Source organism: Ekhidna sp. (assembly GCF_040220215.1).
GTDB lineage: Bacteria > Bacteroidota > Bacteroidia > Cytophagales > Cyclobacteriaceae > Ekhidna.
In genome coordinates this window covers 23,452-35,589 of the sequence record NZ_JAVJTR010000023.1, presented here as the reverse complement: position 1 = coordinate 35,589, position 12,138 = coordinate 23,452, and the positions used below count along the sequence as shown (strand labels likewise).

Below are 12,138 nucleotides of genomic sequence, written 5' to 3'. Positions count from 1 at the left end.
CCTATAAATTAAAACTGTTTCGGTTGGCAGGTGATCATAAAATATGAAGCACTATTGACCGATCCGTTTACCAAAGATGTACGATCCACTAAGTATTACCAGGGCGATTGCTGCAGCAGGCCATTGACTGTCACCAACCATCAGGTGGCTAATAAGTGCAATCGCAAACTCCGCAGCTAAACCCACATAGGCCAGTTGTTTGAGCAGCGGTGACTTGTTGCTTAATATAGCAATGACAGCCAGTATTTTAGCAATACCCAAAGGTGCAATCAGCCAAAGAGGAAAACCCAAACTTTCGAAGACGGGGACAATCGTATCCTGCATGAAAACAAAAAGTACGCCTTGCAGGAGCATCCATAAACTGATCAATATGGTAAATGTCCAGTATAATATCTTGTTGGTTTTCATGACTTATGAGGTTAGGGTTAATTATCTAATGTACTGTCATTTAATCAAATTTAAGACAAGAGAATCAGCTTTTATGATCTCTTGCTCATAATATGCCATGTCTTCCATGACTGAAATGATACCAGGTTCACCTTTGTAGATCATTTCAATGGCTTTGTTACTGGTCTCTAAATATTGATTGTTGAGGTTATAACATTTATTGAGGACATCTACCAGCTCGAGATCCATTTCAACCAACATACCGGTGGCCTGTGCAATTTCCCATGAACGATTGCTAACATCGGCCGTACGAAGCTGCAAGTTTGAAACTCCGAAGAGCTTAATTGTATCATTTTCAACCACCAGTCTCAGATTCTGATCATTAAGGATGAGAATGCGTTCGTTACCGTTTCGTAAGAGCTCCAATCGTGTCACAGCTGTAGATTGCATGAATGGGACCGTTTCTCTGAGGAATTGTTCGAAGGCTGTGTCATCATTCACATTGACGGGAAATGCTGAAGCAGGTATTGCCATAATCAGGTGACGACCTTCATACAGTTCTTTGATCAATGCCTTATGATAGGTCAGTGCATCAGAAACTTCGTTTGTGTTATTATTCATTTCTGTACGAATGGTTTGCTTAACGCGATCCAATGTACGGGAGGTAGCCACATTTTCTCGCCAGCTGTTTAGCATCAAGGCAATCAGAACACCCGTCACTACAGATAAGAATTCCAGGAAGAGTTGCTGTTTGTTAATTGTTGATTTAGCCATAAACCCAAAAATAGGGCACTTTCTTAAAATAGTAACTTAACATAATATAAATTATATAACAATACTAGTGATTTGCTGTTTGTGAGCTTTAGCGAACAATTAACATAAATCAGATATGTAATGTGTGGCTGCCTGTGCGACTGGTCAGTTACATATCGGTAACGATTTTATGTTGAAAGCAAATCACGGTAATCCTGATCCAGCTCTTAAATCTAAAAGCAAATCACAGCCAGTACACGAACCATTGTTATATAATGATATTATGTCTGCGCTCATTCTTCGCTTGCCCTCGCCACGGCGCTCGGGTAAATTATCTCCACATGCCGACGCTCCTGGACGTAGACTGTTTCAGTGCTTTTAAGAATGTTGTTATATAATTAGCCGTTATATTAAGTAGCCGCTCAGGCCAGCGCACGAATCCTTCGCACACCAATCGCTGATCCTGAGCGCCTAATAATTTTTCTTTTTGGCCAACGCGCGAAAAGAGTTTTTCCCAGCGCACACACAACAGATCCTGACTTCCTGATTGCTGTGAATCGAATATTTGAAGGGTCACTGAACATTGGTACAGAATACGTTGATATATGACATTACAGAACGTCAGGAACACTTGTGTTTTCCCGACCCACCGTATCGTAGATCGTGCTGCTCACAATTGATTGATTTGTTTTCGTATGGCGTTCGCTTGATGCCCTCATGCCGGGCAGGCACTTCCTTTTTTCATTGATAAAAAAGGAAGCAAAAAATCTAGCCAAAATAATCACCTATCAGCCGCACAGGCCGACCCACGCCCGGGTATTTTGGCTGGCCAGCGCTCAATGGATTCTACTTAACATAATAATAATGCGAAATTCGTTCATCATTAATGATGTAATTCTTCCACTTATCCTCAAATGTTAAATACAGATCACCTGGTTCTACGTACAGCATATTCATCCAATCAGTTGTGTCATTTGGATGTATTTTCATACCCTTGGACGTTTCTAAATGTTTAAAGAAATTCTCAGTAACGCTTAAAAACAATTCAACAAGTTTCCAGTTGAAGTGATCATATTCAATTTTATCATTCTTTTCAGTCAAATATGCATTTATAAAACCAAATAATAAGTCCTTTGAAATATTGGTTTGATCCTCTTCTTAGTGACGTTTTTTACCAATTGTCTTATTTATGTTTTTTCTTATTTGGGGTAATAAAGAATTTGCATATGCTACAAATTCAGTTCTTCCTTTTCTGCATTTTTTGCTCTCTTCTCTCACTTTTGCATCGAGAGCTTCTGGAATTTGATCAATTTGTGAAAAATCAATACTCATCATTTCTTCAAATGTCTTCAACATTTTTTTCATCATACTGATATCCCAGTCACTGAAGCTACTACTTTGGTTAGAAAGCACAAACTCAAACGGACCTACAGGGATTATGTCTGTCCCATATTCATAAACAGCCTTTATGGCATTCTGAACAAGTAATGGATAAGTAACTGCCTGTTCAGTAGTTGCAAGTTCATACAGCGAAAAATGAGTTGGTACAAGTACAACGTTTTTTGATGGAATAAACTTTCCCATTGCTATCCAATACCAAACATTGGTATCACAAATTACTCTTTGCATTTCCGTATGTAGACATTACTATTTCCAGACATCTCTCGCTTTATTAAATAAGAAATCAGCTCTATTCTCTATTGTTGATTCATTCCACTCATCTAGTTTTAGGAAATCTTTTAACGTATCAATCCCTGCTGAATAATCGACAAGCCCCTTTTTATCTTTCTTTCCTGCTTTTTTAGTTTCCCAATCCGCGTCGCGTATTGATGTATTTAAGGAAGCTGTAATAATTGCCAGATTCCCCAACGTTAGAAGCTTTCTATTTCTTTGGATTCTCTTCTCTTCATCTTGTACCGAATTCCAATGATTTTCCCATTTTTTGGGCATAAGATGTTCAAGACTGTATCGATTTAAACCCAGTAACGTGGTTGAATGTACACTCCTATTTCTTATTCTTGACTCAATGAAATAAAGAATGCCTGCAGACTGCTTATTTGTTAGTTTGGAGTTATTGAAGCCATTTTTCAAGTCATCCTCTGAAGGCATGTAATCAACCTTATCAGATTTCTTTTCAATCAATTCTTGAAGCAATGACTTAGTGTTAGCCTCATTAGAAATCAGCTGTTCAGAGAAAATTCGATTGTAGTTCTTTGTGTTTGCATGGCAAACCATTCGTTTCATAATGTAAGACTCTAAATACTCAAATATTAGCTTTTGTTCATCCTTGTCTTGGACATTTTGCAACACAAACAGCACATACGGAAGTATTGTAGTATTCTCAAGCCCGAATATGATCGCATTGATTCTTTCTATTCCAAACTCATTTGTTAATTCTCTGTCAATTACATCGTAATCGATATTTTCTTTATAGAGCAAGGCATATTCCTTGATTTCTTTGATGAGTTCCTTTGAAGAAACACTATATTCTGTGATTAGCCTTTTATAGCTATCAAACAATCCTTCTACCTTACCTAATTGTTTTTTATCATCTGCTTTGACTTTGAGCTTCGGGTCCTGGATCTTGATTTGTAAAAATGAGTAAAAAAACAGATCAATATTGTTTCTTCTTAGTCGACCGGCAACAATTTCACGATCCCAGAATTCCTTAGTATCTGAATCCTTTTCAAAGACGGATTTCCAGTAATTCTCATATTCTTGAATGTCGTTTCTTCCGAAGAAGTAATTCTTTAAAAGTTCCGCTGTGGTTAACCTGACACCAAGAGAATTGATCGTGTCGAATATCTGTTGTTCGTCTTCTTCTTTATCCAAATCAATCCCAACAAACATGATATTCTTAAGTATACTTTGAAAGTCGATCTTTGAAGTATCTATGTTGTCTCTGAAATAGTTGTATGCTTCGATTATCGACCCCTCTCCTTCTGCCCTTACATCTTCATTCATCTCTAAAATGGCATTAAAGTCTTCAATGTCATTGTGATTATGTTTCAGAGCAATCGCATTGTCTATTAGCTTAAATACTCGTTCGAATGAGCTGTTTGTACCTGTTTTAAGACACAGGACCTTGAAAAACAAATTCAGTGTTGTCAGTCTCTGTTGCCCATCAATAACTGTCCTTACATCGCCAATACTTTGCCCAGTTGTGGTGCCATGCTGTTTCAAAATCACAGAACCAAGAAAGTATGGCTTGTTGGTTTGAGAGACCAATTCCATATCCTGAAGGAGTCTCTCCCATTGCTCATCGCCCCAGACGTATGCACGCTGGAAAAATGGAATCTCCAATACTCTATTACCATTGAATATGTCGTTTATACTGCGTTTTCCTGCATCCATTTTCAAATAATTATTACCAGAAACTTATTATGATATGCTTTGTCAAAGTAGTTGTCTAATGTAATAAACCTAACCTCTGTTAGTCTGTCATCGGCTTAATCATACTTTCTACAAAAGCAATCTCTTCTTCAGTCAATTTGTATTTTTTATAAAGTTGTTGGTCTACATCAGCAATGGGCTTACTCCAATCAATGTCCGAATTTATTGTGAAGTCTTGCAGAGGAACATTACTGAACTTTTCTTTTGAAAGATTAATTGAACTCAAAGACTGTAATATTAGGAATCTTGTAAACTTGGATCTGAGATATTTCAAAGCTGCAATCGCCTGAGACTTCTCGGTAAACCCACCTATTCTTAAGTAGGAATCGGTGCAAACCTCATTAGGACCCAATACATCAGTTCTAGAAAGAATTTTAAACCGACCATCACTAGATGGTTCTCCAGCATGTTCACTTGTTATCCTACTTACTAGAACTTTATATGTATTTATAGCCTTAATGCCTTCATTGATATCAGAGATTGAGACATAGCTATATCCTTCACTGGATAATAACTTCACTGAATTAGTAAATGCATTTTCGGATCCTCTAACACTTGTAGGCAATCCAAACGGATTTCTTGATGATACGATCTTGGTTAGTTTCTCTGAATGGGTCGATTGAATTTTATGAATAATTGCGACAGCTTCATTATACCTTATAAGAGTATCAAATTCATTAAGATCTCTATCCATTTTGTTAATGGTGCCATTATGAATATTTACGAATTCGCAGATATCATTGTAGTTTGAATCCCATAGAAAATAGTTAACACCTCCACCGATACTCGAAGTAGGAAAACAATCTTTAGAATTCACGAAATCAACCATCCTACACAGTCGTTTATCTGTTAGCATTTCATTTCTAAATTGATCCAATCCTTTTCCTCCTGCAAACCACCTCGATGGGGTTATTAGAGAAATATAGCTAGGGTTAATTGCCTTTGAAATATCTACAAAGTGTTGATATACAGGTTTAGCACTTGATCCCGCTCCACCATCCATTTCTTGATAAGGCGGGTTTCCTACGATTGCATTAAATTTCATATCATTATCATTATTAGCCTTCCAATATGACTGCCCTTTTCTGATTTTCAGAATAAATTTTTCAGGACGATGCGTAATTTGATACACCATGTCTTCAAAATAATGTGTGTGAACTTTAGTATCCCGAAAACCTACTAAAGTTCGCTTGGTGATACTCTTAGCCATGGGTGTTTTACACACAACAAATACATTTTCAGTTACTGTTTGGTCCCATAATGCTTGTTGCTCCTCAATACCGAGAGTATTCGGTTCATGGTTTGGGTATTTTTCTTTTATCCGATTTCGGAAAATCGAGTAGGTAATATAAAGGGGATATAAACCCGATTTTGAATTGATTTCAAGAATACGGGTATCGGTCGCGAATACTTTATTTGTCACTAAACCCTGATTAACAAAATGCGGTATCGAAACAATTTTTTCTTTCTTTTCATCTAAAAAGCTGTAACCGCCCAGGCAGTCGCCCATATGCAAATTCACAACTCGCCAAGGGGTTAAAACGGTCTCCTTATCGGGGTTTCGAAATGTTCCGAAAATATGTGTTATACGATCGATTCGTTGCTCAATGGTTTGTTCGTCAGCTGCTCGAGCTAAAGCTCGGATACGCTTACCTGCTGCACGAAACACATCACTCTCGTAATACTTTTTAAATTTTTGAAATGTTGGCTTATCAACACCTTTAGGCATGAATTCTTCCCAAGATTGGTCATCTACCAATTCAGTGAAATTATCCAAAGTTAGTTCTTCTTCTTCATTTGATACATCGGCTCCATAGATTAGTAATGGCATACGAATGGAAATACCTCTCAATATTGAGATAGCAGTATCTCTTGTTTTCTTTTGCTCTTTGTATCGTTCAAGCAGCTCTTTTTCCTCAGGTGATAATTCTCTTTTCTTTTTCTTTTGAGCCTCTTCTATTTTTTCATAATCCTCTTCTGTAAATCCTTGTTTGTTGATTTCAATGTCTTTGCTTTTAGGCATGGCCTTCGTACTACCGATCACCTTTTTTAAACCATTGAATTCCTCAACCTCCAAGTCACTCAACTGCATAAGTTGGTCACGATTGTACAAGTGGCCATCTTCAAATCCATTATTTACCACTCGCTCGACATAAACCTTTTTCAGCTGTTCAAGCATACCGTTCACGTCATAATCCTGCATTCGTGAACCATCGTAAGCAATGATTGGACAGAAATTCAGGAACTCTCCCATTACTTTTCGATCCGAATCACTTGTTTTACCGGTCTTTGCGGAGACTTTAGCAGTTTCGGCAATTACCTTCAACGTTCGATCTGGAGCGAAATCAAAAACAAAGCATTCCTCCTTAACCTTGCCATTTATGGTAGCAGGAGTTTGAACTCTGAAAATGGTTTGCATGTAAGATGAGGCTGAGGTATTGTGAGAACCTGAAAGCATGAAAACAGCCGTCCAGGGTTTCACAGAAACACCTGTAGTCAATCGGCCGCAAGATAGAGTAATGGTATAAGTATCATGTGGCTTGTCACTAATTGCTTTTTCTACTTTCCTTAGTGCTTCTTCGTTGGCCTCTTCTTCATCTCCATCACCAGCAACATTGACAATTTTAAACTGGCTAAAAACAGGATGTGACTGTAACAATGTACTTAGAACTCTTGCTTCTTTTACTCCAGGAACCATCCAAAGGGAATGACGAAAGTTGTCTCTGTATTCGCCGGTAGCATATGGATAGTTACTTTCTTTGTCTGGCTTACAGATTAAATTTAAAAAGGCAAGAACATCTTTTTTGTGCAAAAATTCCCCTGTATCATCCACTCGGAAAAACTCGCGGAAATTGAAAGCCACTTCTTCATCAATGTACCCGTTTAGCAGCTTACCTAAATCGTAAGTGAAGATGTTAAGTTTTGGAAGTGATGCATAGGGGTTTGGATCGCCAAAGTGAATTTCATCCCATTGAGCTTTTGCCTTTTGCTCCATCACATAATCCCAAGTGAAAATTTCATCTTCCTTGTAATTATCCAAGAGATTAAAAGGAGTGCCTGATAGGTAAAGGATTTTTGTTTCTTCTTTTCTTAGCTCTGCAAGTACGTTCTTTCCTAAATCAGTTTGTGTGCCTTCATGAGCTTCATCAATGATGATAAAATCCCAATCTGTTCCGAATATCTCATCATTTTTATCAAAGTTGCCTCCAACTAATTCCGAACCACGCAAATCTTGCATTGAAGCGAAATAGACGTATTTAGTCTTACCTTTTTCGCATTCACTCTCAAGCGTTTTAAACTGATCTCCTTTATTTTTTGAGCCGTATGCATACTGAGGTGAGTCATAGAATATCTTACCAAAATCCTCAAACCATCCCTTATCTACCACTGGTCGGTGAGTTAAAATTAGGGTTCGTGTAAAACCATTGTCTTTTACAACTTGCAGTCCAGAAAGTGTCTTCCCAAAACGCATTTTGGCGAACCAGAGCATCTCATTTCCTTTCTTGAACTGTTTGGCCGTTTTTTCAATAGCTTCTTTTTGTTCAGGTCTGAAAATAATCGGTGATTGAGATTCGGTTACTTCACTAGAATGTAATGAATCTCTTCCTTCCTTAACCGCAATGATTGCTTTCTTTACCGTTTCAAGATCAGTGATGTACCATTCGTTTGCCTTGTTTTTAGGATCAAAAATCTTCTGTTTTACACCTGACCGAGAGAGTACCTTATGCACCTCATGATCCGAAAATGCTCTAAGTCCACTTTTGCTATTGTAAATCGTTAACTCAGTATGCAGAAGGTCATAGGCAATACCCGCTGTTTGTGTGTATTGATCAATTCTTTTCTTAGCCGCTTTGTTAAGTTCTTTACTGTTTGGCTCTAATCCCCAAATGTCTTCATTATCTGAAGTGGCCTCTCCTATTTTAAGACAGCCTTTATGAGCGTCATCATTGATACGAAAAACATAAATTAATTTTAGTTTTAATGATGATGTAAACTTCATTGTCTTCGGTTTTTTAATAGATCAATGAACTTGATTTTCCTACCGGACTTGCCAGTTTTAGAATCCTTATTTGACCAATCTTTTATCAAACAGTACGTTCCATTGTGTCTATGAATTTTGTTTTGCAGACAACCTTCACAAAAAACACTATCAGTCTTAATATTTCCGAATAGGTCCACATCAGTCACTGTGAAACCACCGCAAGTATTTGGAACGACTCCTTTTAAACCATCCATTTGCCAAACATTCCATGATATTATGTAGGCGATATAATTGATTGATTTCAATAAAGGTTCTTTACCAAATTTTTGAGTGTAATTCTCCATGAAAGTAATCAGCATAGCTTCACGCGCCAACAGCAAACTATCACCATGTAATTCAAAGGCATATGTATTTTTATAAGCGATTTGCGCAGCTTTTAACCATTCGCTTGTTGAATTTACATTTTCATTGATCACCCTTAATTTTCGGTCTATAATACCAATTCTCTGTTCTAATGGTATGAATTCATCTGTAGTTGTATCATACCTACTTGTAATGTACGGAGCTTCTCCACAAGCCATTTCCAGTCTAGTATCTCTAACATAGTCTTTCCACGTTAGACCACTTGGAAATTCAATTTTGCCAGAATTAATATCCCAACCTTTAGATCCATCTGAGAAGGCAATTTCTCTATTGAAAACTTCTTCTTTTCCAAACCAAGCATTGTCAATTAGATTATTTTGGGCATTACAGACCCATGATGGTGTAAAAACTTCTGCCCTCTCCTTTGACCGGTTCTTCTGTAAATCTTTGTTTTTATGGGCTCTAGGCATAATTAGACTTCCATTGTCACCTGTTATTAAATCAGGTGTTATATGAGAATTGAAGCTGTACATCTCACCTAAATGCTCATAATCATCTGTTGCCCATAATATATTTTGTTGCGTTGTGTGATCTCGAATCAAAATTTCCAGAACCTCTGGGTACTGCTCTACAATCTCATTCTCTAATATATCGATACCAGATCTCACTTAAATAAATTCTCTGTTTGACTTCAATAATTCTTTAACATCTACCTCAAGTATTTCGGCAATCTTGTAGAGATCCTCTACACTAGGCTGCCTCCTATTCTGAGCATAACTATTTACCATGTTATAGCTCTTTTGCAGCTTTTCAGCTAACCAAGTTTGCTTGATCCCTTTCTCTTCTAAAACTGCTTTTATGCGGTTCATCTGCTTCTGAAGTTTATAGAAGTCGAATATAACGAAATGAAAGATATTTATCTCATGATGTGAGATATAAATAAGATGTGAAGTTTATGAAATAGCAAGCGCAGATTCCACACACATTTGTCATCCGCTTAAAGCCCACACTCAATCCAAGGATGCCAAAAGAGTGTTCCATCCTGCCCTAATGAAAAACTCTTTCTCCCTTCCCTAAAAAGTAAGAAAAATGATTTGGCTCCAGGATAGCAATGCTTACTCAACATAACGCAGGACATTATATAACAAAACAGTGTATTGAGCTTTTGAGCGGATTAATGATCTTCGAACTGTTTGGTTAGATATAATTCATATTATCCAGATCATCGAGAAAGAAGTCTAAAACGTATTCCTGACCGTCCTTCTTTTTTAAGAATACTCCTCGCTCCTTCACATACAGGTAGGCAACTTCACTTACATCGATCATCATCATCTTGTGCCTGTAGGACACCAAAAAACTGGAGCGAAAGGTGGATGGTTTAAAAGATGAAACAAGATCTGATAGCTGCTTTACGTAATTATCACTTTCCGCAGAACTCCTGGCAAGATATTTTGAAATAGCCTCAGTGATTTCTGCTGGATCTATGGGTTTTAATAGGTAGTCAATACTATTTAGTTTAAAAGCTTGAAGGGCATACTCATCATACGCTGTAGTAAAGATCACCGGTGCATCTATTTCTATTTGTTTGAATATCTCAAGGCTTAATCCATCTGTGAGTTGAATGTCAGAAAAGATCAATTCTACCTCCCTGTTCTCCCTTAACCACGAAACTGTGTCTCTCACACTCTCTATGGTAGCCATAATTTCGAATTCGACCTCAGCAATTTTGTTGAGTTCTTTCTTCAAACGATTAATGGCCGATTGCTCATCTTCAATAATTACTGTTTTCACTTTTCTCGACACTACGCTACAGTTTTAAGTGGAATGCTAACGATGAAATGACCGTTTTCATTTTTGTATTCAAGAGGCTTATGAAGGAGTGAAAAGCGCTGTTGTAAATTTTGAAGTCCCAGTTTTTCACTTTCTACAGAGCTTTTAAGATTGATTTTGTTTCGAACGATGAGTCTATTTTTTGATTCACCTATTTCAATTCTCAATGGATTTGTTGAGGAAGCTTCATTATGCTTCACTGCATTTTCAACCAAAAATTGCAAGCTAAGTGGTGGAATTAATGAGGACATTTTATTCGCATTAATATCAATACTTAAATCAATGGCATCATGGAAGCGTACTTTTAACAGGCTCCAATATTCAGATAAAAACTTAAGCTCATCTTCCAATGCAATGAAATCATATTTCGCGCTTTGCAGTACGGATCGATAAATCCTTGAAAAGCTTCGAATATATTGAATGGCCTTTTCCTTATCTTCTTCAACTAAATCCAGTAGCGTATTTAGACTGTTAAAGAGAAAATGAGGATTGATTTGCTGCTTTAATGTATCTACCTGGAACTTTAGGTTCTCGGCTTGCAAAGAAAGGTTTTGAACCTCTAGCTTGTTTTTTTCTTTTTGGGCTTGAAATACCCTTAGAATTACATTGAAGATCAAAATAATGATCGAAAGCCTGAAAATGATTAACCAAGTTGGTAATTCGGGTTCCAATGATTCGGACATATCAAGCGAATTAAGAAAGCTTATGGCTAATATTAGACTTGCATTTGCACTAATGATGATCACGTATCTATATGGATAGCTGTTGCTTTGCGACTGATTTGTTTTATTGATCAACCATTTATTGAAGTACCAAATGGTCAATAGGATGACCGAAATCTGTATATAGTTAGAAATGAGCCTGCTAATTTCAATTTCATCATAAGGTAGGTTAGCGTTAATCAACCCAATAGTAGGAACTACTAAAGCGATAATAAATGGTAGGTATTTCTCCGCTCTTGACATACCTGCAACTAAGCGATATTATGATAATTGACCAAGAATTATCTTGTTGAAGACACCTATTTTATAACTAGAGTGACCTCCTTCTTGACTTAAATGAATATCTGATTCCATATAATCAAACCTTTTAGTTGTTGGTTGAAATTGTAGTTCGTTCTAAATCTGTGGGAGGCCAACCCTGGTCTTCCACACACATTTACTCAAACAAATCAAGAGATGTCAAATCGAACATAGTGAGATTCACGAGAGGTTGTGCGGCATGATAAAGCGTATGAGTAAAAGAGTGTTCCAGTCGCAGCGGCGAACCGTCCCTTCCCTCCTGTTACGTATAATTTTCCTTCCCTTCCTGAAGCATTAATCCCGACCCCATCCCCAAAGCTGATTTAACATAACACAGGCCATTATCGAACACATTCTGTGTTCGCGATAATAAACATTATATTAAATCGACGGAGGAGATTCCCGAGG

General features: G+C 37.3%; 10 protein-coding genes. All 10 read right to left on the bottom strand.

Features of this window, described 5'->3' with window-relative positions:
* Positions 1-51: 51 nt before the first annotated feature.
* On the bottom strand, positions 52-408 hold the full coding sequence (locus RIC88_RS15690; protein WP_350218511.1) for a DoxX family protein: 357 nt from the start codon (positions 406-408) through the stop codon (positions 52-54).
* A gap of 36 nt (positions 409-444) precedes the next feature.
* Complete coding sequence (locus tag RIC88_RS15685; protein ID WP_350218510.1) at positions 445-1,161, bottom strand: hypothetical protein; 717 nt, start codon at positions 1,159-1,161, stop codon at positions 445-447.
* Between the two features lie 825 nt (positions 1,162-1,986).
* Positions 1,987-2,241 (bottom strand): hypothetical protein, encoded by a 255-nt coding sequence (locus RIC88_RS15680; RefSeq protein WP_350218509.1) that lies wholly within the window; start codon positions 2,239-2,241, stop codon positions 1,987-1,989.
* Between the two features lie 57 nt (positions 2,242-2,298).
* Entirely contained in the window at positions 2,299-2,769 is a 471-nt protein-coding gene (locus RIC88_RS15675) for a hypothetical protein (RefSeq protein ID WP_350218508.1), read from the bottom strand.
* Positions 2,770-2,787: 18 nt separating this feature from the next.
* Positions 2,788-4,494, bottom strand: coding sequence for a DUF262 domain-containing protein (locus RIC88_RS15670; protein ID WP_350218507.1), 1,707 nt, complete (start codon positions 4,492-4,494; stop codon positions 2,788-2,790).
* Positions 4,495-4,573: 79 nt separating this feature from the next.
* Positions 4,574-8,533, bottom strand: a complete 3,960-nt coding sequence (locus tag RIC88_RS15665; protein ID WP_350218506.1) for an Eco57I restriction-modification methylase domain-containing protein — start codon at positions 8,531-8,533, stop codon at positions 4,574-4,576.
* On the bottom strand, positions 8,530-9,546 hold the full coding sequence (locus RIC88_RS15660; RefSeq protein WP_350218505.1) for a hypothetical protein: 1,017 nt from the start codon (positions 9,544-9,546) through the stop codon (positions 8,530-8,532). Before RIC88_RS15660 ends, RIC88_RS15665 begins: the two co-directional genes overlap by 4 nt.
* A complete protein-coding gene (locus RIC88_RS15655; protein WP_350218504.1) occupies positions 9,547-9,747 on the bottom strand; it encodes a helix-turn-helix domain-containing protein in 201 nt (66 codons plus the stop codon). It abuts the gene before it with no gap.
* A gap of 328 nt (positions 9,748-10,075) precedes the next feature.
* A complete protein-coding gene (locus tag RIC88_RS15650; RefSeq protein WP_350218503.1) occupies positions 10,076-10,681 on the bottom strand; it encodes a LytR/AlgR family response regulator transcription factor in 606 nt (201 codons plus the stop codon).
* On the bottom strand, positions 10,681-11,673 hold the full coding sequence (locus RIC88_RS15645; protein ID WP_350218502.1) for a sensor histidine kinase: 993 nt from the start codon (positions 11,671-11,673) through the stop codon (positions 10,681-10,683). Before RIC88_RS15645 ends, RIC88_RS15650 begins: the two co-directional genes overlap by 1 nt.
* Between the last annotated feature and the right edge of the window lie 465 nt (positions 11,674-12,138).

Bases quoted from the DNA above. Each gene is read 5' to 3' on its own strand.
- RIC88_RS15645 (WP_350218502.1), bottom strand. From the start codon at position 11,673: ATGTCAAGAGCGGAGAAATACCTACCATTTATTATCGCTTTAGTAGTT.
- RIC88_RS15675 (WP_350218508.1), bottom strand. From the start codon at position 2,769: ATGCAAAGAGTAATTTGTGATACCAATGTTTGGTATTGGATAGCAATG.
- RIC88_RS15655 (WP_350218504.1), bottom strand. From the start codon at position 9,747: ATGAACCGCATAAAAGCAGTTTTAGAAGAGAAAGGGATCAAGCAAACT.
- RIC88_RS15665 (WP_350218506.1), bottom strand. From the start codon at position 8,533: ATGAAGTTTACATCATCATTAAAACTAAAATTAATTTATGTTTTTCGT.
- RIC88_RS15685 (WP_350218510.1), bottom strand. From the start codon at position 1,161: ATGGCTAAATCAACAATTAACAAACAGCAACTCTTCCTGGAATTCTTA.
- RIC88_RS15690 (WP_350218511.1), bottom strand. From the start codon at position 408: ATGAAAACCAACAAGATATTATACTGGACATTTACCATATTGATCAGT.
- RIC88_RS15670 (WP_350218507.1), bottom strand. From the start codon at position 4,494: ATGGATGCAGGAAAACGCAGTATAAACGACATATTCAATGGTAATAGA.